This is a genomic window from Bacteroides mucinivorans (assembly GCF_034654355.2).
In the GTDB taxonomy this organism is placed as follows: domain Bacteria; phylum Bacteroidota; class Bacteroidia; order Bacteroidales; family Bacteroidaceae; genus Bacteroides; species Bacteroides nordii.
Window position 1 is genome coordinate 4,871,027 of sequence record NZ_CP178179.1, and the last position, 19,574, is coordinate 4,890,600.

Below are 19,574 nucleotides of genomic sequence, written 5' to 3' on the forward strand. Positions count from 1 at the left end.
AAAACTGTAATTCATTAATAAACAGAGCCTCAGGGGCATTACATTCTGTGCCGAAGAGACTCCATTAAAATATTTACTTCCACAAAAGAAATCTATTAATCATAGTCATATTCATCATTACCTGCAGCCACGCCAGCACTCTTATAAGGCCATCCAGGACTCTGATAAATAGTAGATGTAGAAGCATCTGAGTTTTGAGATGTCATAATAATTTCACTTACAGGTACGGGATCCAAATAATGTGCTTTCGGGAAGTTATAACCGCCATAAGCTTTATCCGAAATATATCTTCGGTGAGGACAAATACGTGCACCATCACTTTCCGGACTAACAACACCTGCTTTGTTTAACTCAGACAGGACATAACGAGTATAAAACTGATCCCAAAGATTGAAACCCCTCATCACATACCCTTCATTATCATCCATTGGATTTTTATTTCCTTTCGCATTCATCATATCCAAAGCTCTCCAACGGCGTAAATCATCCAAACGGAATCCTTCGGCAATAAATTCACATCTACGTTCACGACGGATGTTATACAAGGTCTTATCTATCAATATCCCTTTAGACCACACAGCCAAATCATTCTCTTTATCCAAGTCGGTATGATCGATTGTATATTGATAATTAACATTTACCTTTGCCCGAGTTCGCAAAGCTTCCCAAAAAGTTTTACAATAAGAATCTAATGCATTATGTCTTTCGTAATAAGCTTCCATATAAATCAGATAAGCTTCTGCCAAACGAAATATTGGAGTATCCGTAATTCCTTTGGAAAATTCATTGGCCTGCTCTGGATTCGTAACATGATACTTACGAATTTCATACCCCGTGGGAGAACCTGTTTCAGTAGTGTTAAGGATACGTGGTATCCCCAGATAAGATGCAGCAACATTATCGTAAGCTTCCACATTCAAATCACCAGGTTTATTAACGGATACTACCAAACGCTCATCACGATCTATCATCTCCGTTACAATAGAAGTATCTCTACGTTCTTCCACATATTCATCTGAAGCATAAATTGGTAATCCATCTTTCATTAAGAAAGAGTTCACTAATGCTTGTGTATATCCACAATTATTAGAACCGGCAGCCAATAGTTTTGGTACACTGTGAGCTACCGCCCCAACAGCATATTTTTTCACCAATATCATTTCTGAAAGCTTCTCCGTGCCGGTAGAATTGAATAAAGCCTCATAATTATCGGAGAGCGTTCTACCCTCTGAAGCTTTTTGCGCATATTCAATAGCTAAATCAAAAAAATACTCAATTTCTTTTTCAGCACTGCCACTCTTAAAAGCAAAATCAGGATGTGCTTTCGCGCCAAACCATTTAGGATTACCAGGGACAAACACTGTATTCGCATGGTACTTCTCCCACGTAGCCTCAAACAATGCCACACGTGCCAACATCAATTGGGCGCAAGCTCTATTCAAACGATTCATCTGAGGAGCAGCTGGTTGTAATAATCCACATGCAGTAATTAAATCATCGATAGCAAAACGTGCTACTTCATTACGAGGTTGCCGTATACTAACCAACTTCAATTCTTCTTCATTATCACTTGGAACTTTATTTATAATCGGAGCATCGCCAAAGGATTTCAGTAATCTGAAATGCTCATAAGCCCTAAAGAAATAGAATTCACCCAGATAATGATTAATATCGGCTTCTGGCCCACTTATTACACCAGCTTTCATTCGTTCCTCTATCAAAGCAATAAAGTAATTAATTTCACGGAGATCCCCAAATTTCCATTCACTATTTTCCAAATCAGGTGTAACTCTACTGCCTGGATAAAAATTAGAATCCGACCATCCTCCACACTGATTGTCGCTATTGTTGTCTACAGTAAATAATCCATCTTTCTGGGGTTCATTATTTCCCGGAAAAAGCTCATAAAAGTTATTTGCAGCATCCCGCAAATCAGTGGAAGTATTGAAATAAGTAACCGAAGAACCAAAATCCAGCGGGGTACGTTGCAAAAAGTCATCGCAGGAAGAAAGCAACCCCATTGTAACCAATACTATTATTATATTTTTTTTCATTTCTATAATCCTCATTATTTAGAATGTTGCAGATAAACCAATTGAATATGTACGGAACATTGGATAAGTCATACCCGGCCCCCAAGTTGCCGATGACAATCCGATAGCTTCCGGATCATAAATACGCAAAGGAGAGAATGTCAGAAGATTTTCACCAGATACATAAACACGAAGTTTCTTAATAATTTTGCTCACCCTCAGATTTTGAGGTAAAGTATAACCAATAGTAACATTCTTCAAACGCAAGTATGCCCCATTTTGAAGATAATAATCATTCACCTGATTGTTTGCAGCATCCGTCCGGGGACGAGCGTAATAAGCATCCAGATTCTCACCAAAATAGTTATCTGCATACCTGAAATAATCCATATGTTCTTTGGCTATTGGACGGTCATAGGCATCTCCTATACCATCAAAGTTACTAGCTGTAAAATACAAATCTCTTTTACCGATACCCTGCCAGAACATACTGAAGTCGATAAATTTCCACACCAATGAACCACGAAATCCATATTGATATCTGGGAGTAGAATTACCAATCACATCTAAGTCGCCACGATTATCCCAAGTATTAGAACCATTGTCAATTTTGCCATCATTATTCAAGTCCTCATACATAAAGTCACCACCTCCCCATACTTTAGAAAAAGCGCTTTGGTCGTGTCCGGCTGCAATCCATTCATTCATTTCATCATCATTCTTAGCAATACCGTGCACCCGATATCCATAAATATCACCAAAATGTTTACCTGTAAAAAACTTACCTTCTTTCAATGGTTTATCGGCAGAATCATACTTCAGTATCTTTTCAGTATAGTCACTCACCGAAGCGCTAATCTCATAACTCCAATCGGAATTAATACGATCACGCCAAGCTATTTCAAGCTCCCATCCTGTAGTACGAAATTCAGCATTGTTTGTATCAGGCACCTCTGCTCCAAAAACATTAGGCAACGCTTTGGCAGGACCAACCATCTCCTCCGTAGTACGTTGGTACCAGTCAAAAGATGCACTCAAACGATTTGACAATAACGCGATATCAAGACCTAAGTCTATCGTTTTAACTGTTTCCCATGTTATACTGGTAGAAAATGGCTTCGGTGCAAGAATACTCCCTATTTGAGAACCATCAAAAGTATATGAGGGAGTCCCAGTTTCTACATGTTCAAAATATGGATATATATTTTTTGTATTCTGATTACCCAAAGAGCCATACGATGCTCTAAGTTTCAACATATCAAATCCTTTATCTCTCAAGTTTTCAAAAAAGTTCTCCTGAGCAATATTCCATCCGGCCGAAAAAGAGGGAAAGTATCCCCAACGTTGATTCGAAGGAAAACGGGAAGCAGCATCCGTACGGAAGTTTGCTTCCAATAGATAGCGGTCATTCCATGAGTAATTAATACGAGCAAATATACCGAGAGTAGCCCAATCGCCTTTACTATTGTAACCAATAAGATTACTTTCACCAGAAGTTGACGGAAGAAATGGAGTATCATCAAGAATAACTCCCGTGCTTCCCACGGCTACTTTGTTAGTTTTATAGTATTCAAGTTGTGTACCCAGCAACACTTTAAAATAATGTTTACCAAACTTTTTCTCATAATCCGTTCTGGCATTTGCATTATAATAAGTTATATGCGTATTCTGCTCCTCATACCAACGGTCTCCAGCAGCCGGTTGTATATCAAAACCACCATCTTTGACCTTATAGTCTCCACTACTAAGTCCCTTGAAAACAGGTATATATCTTTCCTCTCCGTTAGGTAATACTTCTTGTAATTGTTTAATCTGACGAGTATAAGTAGGTGTTTCAATACGGTTAGAAAAGTCAACGTATATTTTCCAGTCCTTTACCGGTTCAATAGTTAACTTAAACTGGTTGTAGAATAATTGATTATTAGAAACCTGCTGCCCTCCATCACGCAACGCCGGAACAAAAGAATATGCATTATAATCACCGTTTGGCATAGTTAGCGGAGTTGTAGGAAACAGTTTACTTAGATTTCTAAAAAACAAATCATTCATAGCAGAAGGTTTGTCAGTAGTTTCAGACGTCAAACGTGTATTCCATGCAAATGAAATTTTATCATTGATTGTGAAGTTAAAGTTACCATTCACAGAAAGTGTATTATACTCATCTTTCATATAGTTATATAAACCGTTTTGTTGGTAATATCGTCCCGAAACATAGTATGTCAACTTATCATTGCCACCACTTAAATTCACATTATGTTCCTGAGAGTAAGATATTTTTTTCAGGTAAACATCATACCAATTTGTATTGGCCCATGTTCCACTTTCCCATTCCCAATCATCCATAATCGTTTCACCACGAGGTCCTGTACCCCATTCTATATGTTTATCATTACCATCTTTATCATACATCTTTTGTCCTTGCTGATAAGCTAAAATCTTGTCCAGCATACCCTGTCCAAAAAGAGCACCGCCACCAGCATTCTGATTAGCATCGTTAGAAACCAATGCGTGTGTATATGAATCGACCATATGAGGAGTATTCAACGGATTTTGCATACGGATATTTCCGCTATAAGTGACAGCAAGCCCTTTCTTACCTTTCTTTGTAGTAACCAAAAGTACACCGAACGGAGCACGTGAACCATAAATAGAAGCAGCGGCTGCATCTTTCAACACTGAAATATTCTCAATATCATTCGGATTTACCAGAGACAAATCACCTTCAATACCATCAATCAACACCAAAGGATCTCCTTTGGACGATGTCCCTACTGTACCCGTACCACGAATATTTATATTCATTTTTTGTCCGGGGGCTCCTCCATTATCATTCGTAATACTCAAACCTGCTACAGCTCCTTGCAAGCCAGAGACGACATTGGTTATCGGGCGTGCATCCAGTACTTTTACATCAACACTTTTCACTGCACCTGTCAGATTCTCTTTCTTCTGCGTACCGAATCCAACTATAACCACTTCATCAATCATCTTTGAGTCTTCAACCAATTTAATACGCAAACTGTTTTTATCTCCTACTGATACTTCTTGTTGGGCATATCCGATAAAAGAAAAAATAAGATTGGATTTTCTACTTGGTACTTTAATCGTAAAATTACCATCTATATCAGTTATTGTACCTGTTGTACCATCCTTTAGAGTAACATTTACACCCGGAAGCCCCATATTCTCACTGTCGACTACTATCCCTGTGATTTTTAATTCTTGTGCAAAAACTGTTGTTGCACAAAACATTAAGCAACACAAAAATAATTTAATAAATAGACTTTTCATTTTGACATAATATTAGATGATGTTTAATAATTTCCCTTCTGAAAAATGACATACTTCTTCACACAGGAAGAGTCACCTGTTGTAAAATAGATATAAGCGCGACGATCCTTAACACTCGTATTTACTTTTACGCTTGAAGTTGTAGTAGAATTACCTCCCCCAAAAGTAGGTTGCGGATTTGCGAGCCAGGTTATTGAACCTGTTGCTGCCCATGCTTTTTGCTTTGAGAGCTTCCAGCTTGCATTGGATGTAATATGGAATATAAAATCAAAAGCCTCTTTATCCAACACAATTGAATCTCCTGTTTTTTGAAGAATCTTTTTAGAACGAAGTAGGGTATCGACATCCAAATTAGTTCTGTCAAGAGGATAAGCTTTGAGAACGACACCTGACGCATCTTTGACTTCAATCTCCATGGTAATTTCTTTTTTAGAATTAGAGTCATCATCGCAAGCCCAGAAAAAAAGAAATAGCATTGCAAAAAATAGTGGAATAATAAATTTGTTCTTCATAATAATTAAAATTAAGTTCACTTCAAATTTGGGAACAAAAGTATGCAGACACTCTTCTTTCGACATCAGACAACGTCTAAAATATATCATAAATCATATATAATGCTCTAAAAGCTAAAAACAAACAATATAATAACAATACCTAACCACATGTTTTATCAGATTTAGCAAATTTCTGACTTCTTTGAGACAATAACGGAGTTCACCCCACGAAACGATTCGGATATTTGCATCCAGAAAAGACAATGATAAACTGTCTTTTTTATAAACCGATTTATTAACCATATTATTTTTTTATTATGAAGAAGATTACATTATTTTCAATGCTAATTTCATTAGCTATCACTAACGCTACATTTGCTCAAGAAAATGTAGACGTAACTCCTGCTAAATTTGTATTTGCTAATCAGGAAGTAGGACCTTTTGTATATGATGGAGTGGCAGAGGCAGAGTATACTACTAATGCAACAGCTAAAAATCCTGTTTATAAAAGTGATGCAGGTGGTTATACCTACCTGATGGGATGGGGAAAGTTTAATGTCAAAAACGGTATAGATCAAGGAAATACTCCTTATATGCGTACTATGAGTAACATTATAGACTTAGGAGGAGAAGTAGGTAAAGTACTGTGTTTTAAAGGGCATGCATGTACGGACGAAGTATTTAAATACGGTATTAAACCGAATGCAAGCCAACTTGTTGGTGATATAGAATGGCCAGCCATGGCACTCTTTTTAGGATATAAAATGAGTGGTGCTAATTATCAAAATAAAGAATATAAAGCACGTTTATCCATAACATGGAGAATTTGTCTCCCGGCAGACGATTATTCAGATGATTCTAAAGCATTTGCAATACGAATGAATGATTATAGTATCAATACCAAACCATTTAATAACTATGGTGACGAATTACTTGCTTATACCTATGAAACGGAAGATGCTGATACATGGTGTACACAAGAAGGGGATTTCACTTTCAATGGTGATGATGAACAAGTGCCCCTCCTCATCAAATTCTCATTCGATAAATTTGTAACTACGAGTGCTTTATTAATTAAAGAAATCAAAATAACAATCAACCCCACCGGAGAGCCCGTCACAGTAGCACACAAAACATTAACGATGAATCCAGCACCAACTGCTATTCAAAATCAAACAGTTTCTTCATACAATTATTCTGTAACTGGTAATAACCTATACATTGGTAATCTGTCTGGTGAAAAGATTACAGTATATAATACTTTAGGAGCAATGATTACTTCATTTACTGCTACGCAATCTACCGAAAATATCTTATTAAAAGATAACGGTATCTTTATCGTGCAAGTAGGTAATGAAAGATTTAAAGTATCTAAGTAAAAACTAAAATTAAAAGAAGTTCGTCAATTCTAAATTCCGGATTGGCGAACTTTTTTCATAATAAACTATATAAAAAAAATGCTTATGAAACGACACATCTTGTTTTTCTTTCTATTATCAAGCGCCGTATCCTCTTTTGCACAAATAGAGAATTATGCGTTCAAATTTACGGATTCAGGAAGTATCAATTGCGGTTCTATCACTTCATTAAATAATAAAGATACATACACCCTTCAGTGTTGGATATCTCCTTCAGTATGGACACAAGGAGCCTGCATCTGGAAACGAGGTACTGAAACAGAGTTTATGGGATTGAAATTGGGAAATGAAGGAACCCTTATCTACAAGGCAGGAAATCAAGAATTGCCAATCACATCAGAAGCACTTAAAACTAATGTCTGGACTCAGATTACAATTATGCAATCACAGGAAGGGATCAATGTATGGATCAATAATATGAAAGTAATTTCCAATACAACGGCTATGAACATTCCCGCCAGTGAAGCAGATGTAGAAATTGGGCACAATTATACAGGACGCATCGATGAAATACGTTTCTGGAATACCAATATTGATACCAACTATCTCTTATGGCAAAACACGGTGAATTCTTTCCATCCTAATTATCAAAATCTGGTAGCATATTATAAAGGAGATCAAAAAAACTGTATACAAAAACTATATGATTATACCAATGTCCATCATGGTAAACTAAATGCAGGAGTTACCCGGGAAAAGGTGACAGACAATCCATATTTTGAATACAAAATATTAACCGCATACACCAATATTACACGTTTTTTTGATCGTAATATCCAAAAAGAAAATTACCTGATGGCTAATGATATTATCATCTTAGGTATTGAAACAAACAACAAAGGAGAAGCCTATTTATCTACCCCTAACAACCATGCAACAATTATCAATGGAACATATCTGAAAGATTTCAAGGAACACTCTGGTGTATTGTCTCTACAAGGAGAAGGTGCACAAATAAATGCTGGTCTAAGGGCCTTACACCCAGAAGACGGATGGTACAAAAAGAAAAATCAATATTCCCTCTTAACATGGATTTATCTTGAAAAATGGACCCAAGGTGCTTATTTATTCCGTAAAGAACGTTCTGCAACGGAAGGTTTTTCTGTACGCTTGGGAAATGAGGAGAAGCATGAGTTAATTGTCAGGTTGAACGGAACAGATTATATTTGGAAAGATTTAGGAACAACAAGTAAACCCTATCTCAAAACCGGCGAATGGATGCATATCGGTATAAGTACCTCAACTGCAAGTGCTACCAGTGCTGTTCCGGGAAGAGAAAAGCAATTATTCAGGGTAGGTTTTAATGGAAAATCTCGTTTTCCTGACGAAGGGCCATCAATAATTCTCGATTCTGATCTATCAATTTACAGCGATGTTCCCCTAATTATCGGAGAAAATTTAAATGCCAAACTAGATCAGACCACCGTATGGCATCGGGAATGCAGCTCTGATTATATGAAAAAAGAGATGGAAGAAGGAATGGCAATGCCTTCCATCGGAGGCTATATTGATGAAGTATATGCAGCCTGTGCCACGACCTACTATCAATATGATGATCCGGAATGGTTAGGATATGACTCCTTCTCAACGGACGAATTCATAAAAATTATGCGTTCCGCTTTCGAAGGAAGAACCGGCTATACCATGAGACTGGGTATCTCAGGACATGATAATTGGCAAAACACGTTAGGAGACGCTGCTAAACGTGAAAAAATGGCCAATCAGATAAAAGAGATAGTAGATGCCACCAAAGTAGATGGAGTAGAGACGGATATGGAATGGGCTTACTCTAATCCGGGAGTAACCAATTATTCTAATCTCATCGCTTTATTAAAAGAGAAAATGCCGGATAAAATTGTTTCATCTTCACCTCATGCCGTAGCTTATAACTTAAACCAAAATGCGATTGATGCTGCTAATAGATTCTCATTCCAGGTATATACCAACAGGCAGTTCTTCACAATGGATGGATTCAAAAGTGCATATAATGGTATTAAAAATAAATATCCTAAGAATAAAATTGTACTCTCTTATGGTGCAACTACTTCAACAGGAAGTGCCAGTGGAGTAGAAAATGGCTATAGAAGTGTCATCGGTTATGATCCCCGTCCGGACGTCACAAGTATAACAACTCCCGATGGAAATAATTATCTGGTATGTAGTGTCAACCAGGTAAAAGAACGAGCTCAATTTGTTATAGACAACAATTTGCCAGGACTAATGTACTGGGATATGGGGAATGACTTAGCGGCAACAAACGAATTATCACTATGTCGTGCCGTAAATTTTGTAATGGCATCCAATGTAGATTACCTCTATACAGATGAGAATATGCCAACTGGAGTAGAAGCAGTGCACCAAAGCAACAAACAGCACATTATTTATCCTAATCCGGTAAGTGATTACTTCACCTGTACATTGCCTAATGATGAACGAATTGTGAACTTGTCTATTTATACACCCGAAGGAAAGCTCATCACGCAAAAATCATATTCGGAGGAAAACTCTGTAACGCAAAACTGCCAACAATTGGAACGCGGCATTTATATAATCTCGGTTTTGAATAGTAAGGGAAGAAGATATTCTCAGAACCTCATAAAGAGGTAGGATAACAACGTCTTTTTTCTAAATAGAATTAACAGTAGTCAAAGAAATAGTAATTCGGGTCATTACTGTTAATTCTTTTTTCATACATTTAAAACTCTATCAATATACAACTACCATGAAAAGAATCATCCTGTTACTTATGTATGCATTCATTGCAGGAAGAGTAATGAATGCCCAATCTTCACAGCCTCAATTACCCGATTTTATCCACACAACTTATTCAGTAGGAGGATCATTGCATAACACAAAAGAAATAGAATGCTCAGATTATGATACATTTCAGTTTATTTACCTTATGGCTGCTCCACAATGGAATGAAATAGATTTCGATGTATCAATGGATAGCATATATCAACATGCTAACTTATTTGAGTATGAAAAGGCACCTTATGGGATGCCTCTTGTTCCTCAAATGATCAATACCGCTCATGAAAAAGGAACCAGAGTATTACTTTCTTTTGCAGGAGAAGGTTTTAATGCGATTGTTGAGAATACTTCCAGGCGAAAAAAGTTTATCAATTATATGATACGGCTAATAGATAAACACAATTATGATGGAATTGAGATAGACTGGGAAACCGGAGTGGAATTAGGCTTGCATGCGATCTTTATACATGAAATTCGCACTGAACTAAACAAACTGTCAATCCTCAAAAATAAATACTATTACTTAACCACCGCCCTTCACTATTTCCAGCGATATGATCAAAAGTTAGCAAATAAGGTCAGTAAAGATGTGGACTGGATTAATATTATGACTTATGATATGGGAGGAGGCATATGGGGAAACACTGCCACTCATAATACTCCGTTAGCAGAGATCAAAACATCATTAGAACATTGGAAAGTGTTCAGCCCGAAACAATTATGTATCGGACTCGCAAACTATGGTTTCCGATACAAAAACATTATGCCTGGGCAGAAGATAGAAGGTAAATTAAATCAGTATGGTCAATACTTCAGCTACAACGATTTTCTACCTCTTCTCAATCAAGGATGGAAAGAAGAATATGACAAGACCGAACAGGTATCCTATTACTTCTCTCCTGATCGAAAAGAATTCATCACAATGGAAAACCCGTCTACAATCTTAGAAAAGATTAAATGGATTACCCGACAAGGTTACAGAGGAGTATTCTGGTGGGAGTTTCACTACGATTTCATACTACCGGATGATTCTGCTACTAAGGGTAAACATCATTTAATCGATATCGTTTCCGGTTATCTCAAACCAAAATCATCCGTTCAATAATAACTTAACACGATAAATTATCTCTTCTCCTTTCCCTCCTGAGCATTCTGGCGAAATTGAGAAGGGGTAACCCCTTTTGCCTGTTTGAATACCGAACTGAAATAACGCTGATAACTGAAACCTGCTTGTTCGGAAATCTCTGTTATACTCAGATCGGTGTTCAGTAGCAAATCAATAGCTTTGTCTATCCTGAACTTGTTGATATAGTCATTCACCCCCATATCAGTTAATACCCTTACTTTATTATACAAACTTGCCCGACTCATTGCCATATTATCAGTCAAGAACTTCACATCTAATTCCGGATTATCGATATTATCACAAATCAACTTATTCAATTTCAACAAGAATCGTTCATCTACGTTACTAATAGTACTCTCTTGGGCAGTTGGTAATAATGAACTGTCTCTATAACGCAGTTTTATCTTTTCCCGGTTTTTAAGAATATTCTTCAATACGGTTACAAGTAGTTCTGTTTCAAATGGTTTTGGTAAGTATGCATCAGCCCCCATCTTATATCCCAGCATATTACTTTCCGTATCATTTCTCGCAGTTAGTAAAACGATTGGTATATGACTAATATCCAAATCATTTTTAACTGTTTGGCACAATTCAAATCCATCCATTTTAGGCATCATAACGTCGCTAACAATAATATCCGGCATGCGGTTTCTGATCACTTCCATTGCTTCACAACCATCCATTGCCGCATAAACATGTAGAAAATGTTCTTGCAGAATTTCCTGAAGAAACTTATTCATATCCAGGTTATCTTCAACAATAAGCACGGAATATTTTTTTGCACCAGATGTCTCCGGTTCTGATTTTACAGGATCTTCCAAATGCAACAACTCATTCAGATAGGGTTTAGGTTGACAATTAATTACGGTTGTCATCCCCTGCAAACATGGCAAATCGAAATAAAATGTAGCTCCCGGAGCTTCACCGTTATCAAATGCACCAATTCTTCCCTTATGCATTTCTATTAATACTTTTGAATAAGAAAGTCCGATTCCGCTACCACTCCGCTCAAAATTCCCCCGGTAGAAACGGGTAAATAATTTATTTGAATCAACATCTTTCAAGCCAATACCCTGATCACTTACTGCGACTCTCACCATTTGTTCCTCACGTAAGAAACAAGTGGAAATAGTAACTAATGTATCCGGAACACTATATTTAAGAGCATTCATTAATAAATTAGACAAGACGATCTCACATTTCGTCCGGTCAAAAGATACTTCAGATATATCATTGTCAAAATGATAATCTATACGGATATTTTTTGCAGAAAACTCATTCAGGAAATCATTTCCAATATCATTGATCCATTGATTCAGATTATGAGATTCAAGTCGTAAAGAATCTTGTCCGACTTCCATCCTACGCACATCCAGAACCATATTAATCATCTCTTTCATTTGGCGGGCACATTTAAAAATCCCAAACAGTTCTCGCTTTAAATCGGGATTACCTATATTTTCTCGTTCTAAAATTCTTTTCAGAGGGGCATAGACCAATGTCAAAGGTGTCCGCAATTCATGACTCACATTGATAAGAAAGCGTATTTTCTCTTCATCAACTTCCTTTTCATGTTCTTTCATTTTCCATTTCAACTGGTTTTTATTTTTGCGGATAATCATATAAGCAATAAAAATGACTAAGAAAATACCACATAAAACACATCCGCCAATAAACCAGCCGGTTTTCCATATTGGTGGAATAACCGATATATGTAGTATGGACACCGGGGTACTCCAACTACCATTTTGAGAACTGCACGATACCATAATAGTATAGTCACCCGGCGATAGAGATACTAAGTTCAAAGAATGATTATAACTTTCAACATACTGATTATTAATTCCTATAATATTGTACTTAAATATTTTCTTTCTGAAAACATCTGTCTCCTTAGTATCCAGTTTTATTTCTATGGAGTTGGTATTCCAAGGTACAGTGATGGAATTTTCATCGCTTCTATTTACTTCACTCAAGCGGGATACTCCATTGACTACAACATCCACCAGTCTCACAACCGGAAGAACATCTGACTCAAAAACTATATCCTCATTAATACAAATCAGACCATTATTCCCTCCTAAATACAAAGTATTACTATCAGACTTATACAAAGTCATAGGAAACAGTTCATTAGGATAAGCACCATCCGATTCACCCAAAATAATAAACTTATTCTCAACCGGGAAATAACAAAACAGCATATTCTGTGCCCCCACCCAAAGACGCCCCCGATCATCATAACGCAAAGAAGAGACACTGTGAAATAAAGCTGTCTCTATTTTTTTCATCGTATGGTCTGAGAGATCAAACTGATACAGCCCCTCGTATGTACCTATCCAAATAATATCTTTCCCATTATAAGCTGCAGATACCAGATTTAAACTTCCATGATTATCATATACAACTTCTGATTTACCAGTATTACAGTCAAGCTTTAAAATATGATATTGTCCAAGAAGGTAAGCAATCGAATCACCGGTTGTTATCTTCTGAAGTAGTTTGCGATAGTAAATATCAACATTATCGGTAGTAGAAAAAGTTTTTGAAAGCTTATCATAAATATAAATATCCTTTCCTAATATCAGGATCTTATCCTGCATACATTGATCTAAATACACGGAACTTCCAGCAAGGCATTCTTCGGCATTTATAACTGGGTCAACAAGAAGAAACGGAGTTAACTGACTTGTCTTCTTATTAAATAAATAAAGTCCCTTTCCAAAGAGAGAAACAAGCAACTCATTTTGAGAATAACCAGTAATGGAAACAACCTTATTAGAATAAGTTCCCAGATGATGAGTAAACTTCCGCACATTGGGGTTATAAGAGTTAATCCCTCCCCCATCTGTACCAATCCATAATGTTTTATCAGTATCTTCAAATAAACTAACTACAACTTCATTACTCAAACCATAAGGTACATTTAACGGAACATTTTTATAAGTCCGGATAAAAACTTCCTTAATCCTTAATAAGCCTCCTCTGATACTTCCAGCCCAAAGAGTATTATCAGCATCATTGTATAAACATAAAATAGAGTTTTCCGGTAAAGAATAGGAATTACCTGGTTCCTCCCTTATAACCTCTATTTCTCCATTTTCCTGATTGTATATATTAATTCCACCACCATCTGTAGCTACCCAGATTTTTCCATCACGCTCAATTATATCTAAAATAATATCATTGGTTAACTTGGAGTTGTTTTGTTTTATATGGAGCACTTGTTGCCCTTCAAAGTTAAAGCAGAATAATCCTTGTTCATATGGTGACAACCAAAGTTGTCCACACTTATCAACATAAATAGCTGTTATATCTTTTTTCTTAATAAATGAAATTTCTTCCAGCATTTGCTTTTCTGTATCATAGACATAAATTCCATCATATCGGCTGGCAAGTATCAATTTATTATTCGTCCATCTCAAGATATGGTTATATTCTATTTGAGGTAGATTGTTTCGTAAAACAAGTTTTTCAAGTTGTTTTGTTTTATATCGATAAAAATATGACTCACCAAACCCTCCAAATATGATTCCGTCGGCATCACAATGAAAGGAATACACTGGAACAGATTTATTATCTAATAAAACCGGGATAAAATTATCATATTCTCTATCATAAATAACCAATCCTTTAGATGTTCCAATCCATATGTTATAACAGGCGTCCTCGGCAATAAAATTAATATAATTATCCGGCAAAGAATTAGCAGATCCCTGATGATAATAACTAATCAATTCATATTGAGTAAACTTATTGAGTCCATTTTTCGTACCGATCCAAATTGTACCATTATGATCATTCAATATACACAAAACCGTTGACTGTGACAATCCTTGTTCAGTAGATATCTGCTTAAAGCAGTAATCTTTAAAGTTACCTTGCGCTTTACAGAAATAGCAAAGCAACAATAAAATCAATGCCAGGATATATTTCATACGTCCAGTAATAACCATAAAAATCTAACAATTAAGTATATATAAAACCGGGAGTTATTTAGATGTCAAAGATACAGAAAATAAATATCATAAAAGCATCTTATAAAATCTAATATATATATTTAAATAATATCATATACTAAAATTTATCCGTAAATAGAGTCTGATCTCAATAAAGCAAATCATTCATCATTGGAAGTATAATATCAAACTAACTACAATATACGACCAAAAACATATAAAGGAGAAAAAGTGTACTTTCTCCTTTATATGTTCCAGCTATGAATCTATTTCATTATAAAAAAGTGACGATATACAATCTTACTGTTTAGGCCTCGGTAAACAATTAATTTATCAAATTAAGATAATAACCCCGTATATATCAAATACAAGTACATAAGAAATATAATACTACTAATAATATACATTCAAGTTCTTTATTATATAACTTTACTCTTTACAATAATTATAGACTTTCAAATTCTCTACCCGGCTCTTAAAATGTCCGGCTTCTTCCAACGGGAAAACCAACGTGCGGAAATACAACATAGAATCCTTCCCACAGCTAAAGTAACGCATCTTCGGCTCCAGCTGGTCAATCAATTTCCCATCTATCTTAAGAGTCGTTGTACGAGATGTGCCTTCTATCTGAACATTTATCTTTTCGCCCTCCCGAATCTTATATCTGAAAGTATCCAGGTAACCATCGCGTGCAAAACCCAAAAATCCATTGATCGGATCGGCCAGATAAAAAACTGCATCCGGCGAACGGAAAAGTACAGTACCCGATGCTTCTTTCTGACCTGTCAAATCAAAATTCACCGTGTAACCATATCCTATTTCCTGTATCTGATTCTTACTACCCGCCGGAACATCCGTTTTCCGGTAAACCAAAGAACCCGGTTTGCCTACCCTACCCAACAGATTCACTCCCGGTGCTTCACTCAATGCAGCACGAGTCTCATTAAAAGTGCTATAAGGTATAGTCGTGTTTTTGCCTGTCCACATTTTCACAGCCAAGGTCTGTAATGCCGGGAAGGTACGATAATGAATATCTTTCACCGTTATGCCATTACCCACAAGATCATTCCACAAAGCGAACATACCACCCAAGATAGACGGATGTCTCTCTTCAAATCTCTCATTTCGGCCTATTTTAGCCGGTGTCCACTCTTTGTATAACTTTTCTTCGTCCAGATAATCATGATAGTAAAAAGCACCCGGTACAATATAGACATCCCAATCGTACATACTCACCAATTGGTATCCTTCCGCAATCATTTCCTGAGGATTAGCAAAACCAGGATTCCATAAACTCATGACCACCTGATCTGCCTTGACCGGAGTACTACCTTTTGCATGAGTCAATGCCCCCCATACACAAGCCTGCTTGCCATATTGCTCTACCAGACGAATATAGTGATCTGTAAACTCTCGAAACTTCTCAACCAATTCGGGTGTTTCATTGGAATATTCATCCGTACCCACATGTACTCGTTTACCACAGAATACTGGCTCGTCACCCTCCAAATATTCTTTAAACAGGGTGTCTATAAACGGATAGGTCTCCGGTGAGAACAGATCCAGATGATCCATACCATACTTCTTACTTCCTATTTCGGGCTTATAACGTGAAAACGCCAAAGAATGTGCCGGGACATCGATCTCCGGAATAATTTCAATCCCCAGTGCCATTGCCTGTTTCTGCAAATCGATAAATTCTTTCTTGGTATAAAAACCGTCATAGGCCGTCAATCCGGGATACGTATCCGATTCCAACCGAAAAGCCGAATAAGCATTCGTAAAGTCATCATCGAAGAATTTTTTGTGTCCGTTATCATTCAAATGAATTTGCAGGGTATTCATCTTGTAGTAAGACATGATTTTAACCAAATCCTGCAAATAAGACAAAGGAATAAACTTACGTGCACAGTCTATCATGAACCCACGAAGGGGGTAGTCGGGATAATCCCGGATCTGCCCTTTAGGCAAACGATAATTATCATCTTGTTCTGTAATTTGTAACAAAGTACGAGTTCCCCAGTATATGCCTTCAGACTGAGGAGCCGATAAAAGCACTTTATCGGTTATTTTAATAGAGTAACCCTCTTTTGCCAGTTGTTTATCCGGCTTCAATGTCAATGCAATATCACCGGCTTTTGCCCTATCGGCCACGATTTCCGGTCTCCACTGAAACATTCTGAAGCAATCGTCGGCCATCAGTCCGGCAATACGAAGTAACTCCGGTTGTCCGGCATCGTACACAATTCTTGTATGGCTCCCTAAAGTCATATATCCTCCGGATGCTTTCCATTCTTTCAACTCCGGAATTACAAAGGGTTTCTTCTCTCCAGGAGCGGCCATCAATGCAACACTCATTAAGGAACAAAGTAACAACAATGCCCCTCTTCTTTTATAGATAATACTCAATATAAAGTTTCTCATCCTACTATTTTTAATCATTAAACAAAAAGTAATATTCCTATTTAGTCAGAATACCAATCTCTCCGATAGTAACCAATTGTTTACCATCAATTTCCGTCAGTGGTTCCAGCTTTAAGAAACGGGCAGATTGCTTCTGCCAATGAACAAACTGAGGCAAAGGATTATGCATAATATTACTAAACTCTCCACTTACGTCGCACTTCGTCCATTGCTTTCCGTCTTGGCTCAGATATACATTATATGTATAAATGGTTCCGGACAAATCGTCTCCCAATACCGGAGCATATGAGAACCCGGTGATCTCTATCACTTTTCCACAATCAATAACCAGCGGTTCCTGCGTTTCACTTCTATAGAAAGTTTCCCGTTTTCCATCTACCGCTTTCGCCATTTCCGGATTATCCCCGATCATTCTCAATCCGTTTACATCCGAAAGATTCATGTTTGCCTTTTGTCCATCCAATGGACGGGCATAATAGACTCCCACATTTGACAAACAAAAATCATTACGCGAAGCGGTAACCGTCAATCTCAAACGGGTAGCATGTACATCCGCGAAACGGAGCAATCGTTTATATCCCACAGTTGTTCCTTCACCCAGCAATTTCCATTCTCCATTCTCTTCTGCCTCTACCTTAAAACCTTCTATGCGCTGTCCTCTGGCGATGTCTTCCTGTAACATCAATACATTTATACATGCATCCGGAGCTAATTCGTAAATCCGTTCGCTACCCGGTTTACCTTGCCACAATTGTTCCTTGTCCGCTATAAAGTTTTGTGCAAATGTTTCTGCCAGATAATCGGAAAGTTGTTTGATACGCTGGACATCCACTTCATGTAGCAAACCCCGTGTATCCGGAGGTATATTAAGTAACAATACAGAGTTATATCCCACAGATTGAAAATAAATATCCACTAATTTATCCAATGATTTCACCTGACTATCCTGTTCGGTATGATAGAACCATCCCGGACGAATAGATACATCTACTTCAGAAGGATACCAGAATAGTTCGGAAGCTTTGGCAACCAATGCACGGCCATAATATCCAACTCTTGATTTACTTTCTCAGAACGGAGATATATACCCGGCACTAAAGCAGTTGCTCCCCATTCAGTCTCACGACCGAATCCTTTTTCATTTCCTACCCAACGTACATCATCGCCCATAATAGCCATCACAGCATGAGGTTGTAACCGGGTAATCGTCTGATAATATGCATCCCAATCATATTCTTGTTTCTTCCCATTCGGTCCCTCCGCACAAGCTCCGTCAAACCAGACTTCATGGATTTCTCCATAATTACTCAACAATTCTGTTAATTGCCGGATAAAGTATTCATTATATTTAGGAGAATCCCCATAACAATCGGCATGTCTGTCCCAAGGTGACAGGTAAACACCAAATTTCAGTCCATACTTGTCGCAAGCATTACGCAATTCACGCACCACATCTCCTTTTCCATCTCTCCAGGGAGAAGAAGCAACAGAGTATGTTGTAGTAGCCGTGGGCCACAAACAAAATCCATCATGATGTTTGGCTGTCAGAATAGCCATTTTAAAACCAGCATCTTTCAAAGCTTTCGCCCATTGTTCTGCGTTCAATTCTGTCGGATTGAATACCACAGGATCTTCTTTTCCATCTCCCCACTCACGACCGGTAAAGGTGTTCACTCCAAAATGCAGGAAGGCCGTCAGTTCCATCTGTTGCCATGCTAATTGTTGTGGAGAAGGGACAAGTCGGGAGGCCATATCCATCTTTTCTTCCGTTGTAGCTTTTTCAGGAAAAGTCACATGTTTCACATAATAAGTTTCTTTGGAGCCGCAGCCGGTTATAAGAAATACACATGCGGTCCATGCCAGCAACTGTTGTATAATCAATCTTTTTATCATACATTTATATTCTTAAAAAGAAGTGGTGGACAATATACGATTATCTCATCATTTACTGCCCACCACTTTCAAGATTTATTTATAAAGACCTATCGAAAGACTTTATCTAATCAATTAGGACCAGAAGAAAAAGACAAAGAAGGTATTTTAGAATCTGTCAGGGGCCAGATTCTAAAGCCTCT

The 19,574-nt window shown here is 37.3% G+C and carries 8 protein-coding genes and 1 pseudogene; 3 read left to right on the top strand and 6 right to left on the bottom strand.

From position 1 onward, the window contains the following. Positions 1-95: 95 nt before the first annotated feature. From VCM39_RS18635 to VCM39_RS18645, 3 genes are read right to left on the bottom strand one after another with little or no spacing between them, the layout of a single operon-like run. Positions 96-2,054 carry a RagB/SusD family nutrient uptake outer membrane protein gene (locus VCM39_RS18635; protein ID WP_221650894.1) on the bottom strand — a complete coding sequence of 653 codons (1,959 nt, stop codon included), beginning with the start codon at positions 2,052-2,054 and terminating at the stop codon, positions 96-98. 18 nt (positions 2,055-2,072) lie between these two features. Further along, positions 2,073-5,324, bottom strand: a complete 3,252-nt coding sequence (locus VCM39_RS18640) for a SusC/RagA family TonB-linked outer membrane protein (RefSeq protein WP_221650893.1) — start codon at positions 5,322-5,324, stop codon at positions 2,073-2,075. Between the two features lie 23 nt (positions 5,325-5,347). Next, the gene (locus VCM39_RS18645; protein ID WP_221650892.1) at positions 5,348-5,836 is read right to left on the bottom strand and encodes a hypothetical protein; all 489 of its coding nucleotides are present in this window, start codon (positions 5,834-5,836) and stop codon (positions 5,348-5,350) included. A 299-nt stretch (positions 5,837-6,135) separates the two neighbouring features. Between VCM39_RS18645 and VCM39_RS18650 the strand changes: the two genes are divergently transcribed. The 3 genes from VCM39_RS18650 to VCM39_RS18660 all read left to right on the top strand — a co-directional run bounded on the left by VCM39_RS18650 (position 6,136) and on the right by VCM39_RS18660 (position 11,095). Beyond that, positions 6,136-7,197: a hypothetical protein gene (locus VCM39_RS18650; protein WP_221650891.1), complete on the top strand. Its 1,062-nt coding sequence runs from the start codon at positions 6,136-6,138 to the stop codon at positions 7,195-7,197. A gap of 84 nt (positions 7,198-7,281) precedes the next feature. After that, entirely contained in the window at positions 7,282-9,843 is a 2,562-nt protein-coding gene (locus VCM39_RS18655) for a LamG-like jellyroll fold domain-containing protein (RefSeq protein WP_322933946.1), read from the top strand. A gap of 115 nt (positions 9,844-9,958) precedes the next feature. Next, positions 9,959-11,095, top strand: coding sequence for a glycoside hydrolase family 18 protein (locus tag VCM39_RS18660; RefSeq protein WP_322933947.1), 1,137 nt, complete (start codon positions 9,959-9,961; stop codon positions 11,093-11,095). 17 nt (positions 11,096-11,112) lie between these two features. On the opposite strand, the gene VCM39_RS18665 is transcribed toward VCM39_RS18660, so the two are convergent. From VCM39_RS18665 to VCM39_RS18675, 3 genes and pseudogenes are all read right to left on the bottom strand, one after another. Then, positions 11,113-15,054: a two-component regulator propeller domain-containing protein gene (locus VCM39_RS18665; RefSeq protein ID WP_322933948.1), complete on the bottom strand. Its 3,942-nt coding sequence runs from the start codon at positions 15,052-15,054 to the stop codon at positions 11,113-11,115. A 450-nt stretch (positions 15,055-15,504) separates the two neighbouring features. After that, positions 15,505-17,499, bottom strand: a complete 1,995-nt coding sequence (locus tag VCM39_RS18670; protein ID WP_322933949.1) for a family 20 glycosylhydrolase — start codon at positions 17,497-17,499, stop codon at positions 15,505-15,507. Positions 17,500-17,536: 37 nt separating this feature from the next. Further along, positions 17,537-19,392, bottom strand: a pseudogene (locus VCM39_RS18675) (alpha-L-fucosidase). Positions 19,393-19,574 lie beyond the last annotated feature (182 nt).

Excerpts from the sequence above, each read along its gene's own strand:
- VCM39_RS18640 (WP_221650893.1), bottom strand. The coding sequence starts at position 5,324 with ATGAAAAGTCTATTTATTAAATTATTTTTGTGTTGCTTAATGTTTTGT.
- VCM39_RS18670 (WP_322933949.1), bottom strand. The coding sequence starts at position 17,499 with ATGAGAAACTTTATATTGAGTATTATCTATAAAAGAAGAGGGGCATTG.
- VCM39_RS18660 (WP_322933947.1), top strand. The coding sequence starts at position 9,959 with ATGAAAAGAATCATCCTGTTACTTATGTATGCATTCATTGCAGGAAGA.
- VCM39_RS18635 (WP_221650894.1), bottom strand. The coding sequence starts at position 2,054 with ATGAAAAAAAATATAATAATAGTATTGGTTACAATGGGGTTGCTTTCT.
- VCM39_RS18645 (WP_221650892.1), bottom strand. The coding sequence starts at position 5,836 with ATGAAGAACAAATTTATTATTCCACTATTTTTTGCAATGCTATTTCTT.
- VCM39_RS18665 (WP_322933948.1), bottom strand. The coding sequence starts at position 15,054 with ATGAAATATATCCTGGCATTGATTTTATTGTTGCTTTGCTATTTCTGT.
- VCM39_RS18650 (WP_221650891.1), top strand. The coding sequence starts at position 6,136 with ATGAAGAAGATTACATTATTTTCAATGCTAATTTCATTAGCTATCACT.
- VCM39_RS18655 (WP_322933946.1), top strand. The coding sequence starts at position 7,282 with ATGAAACGACACATCTTGTTTTTCTTTCTATTATCAAGCGCCGTATCC.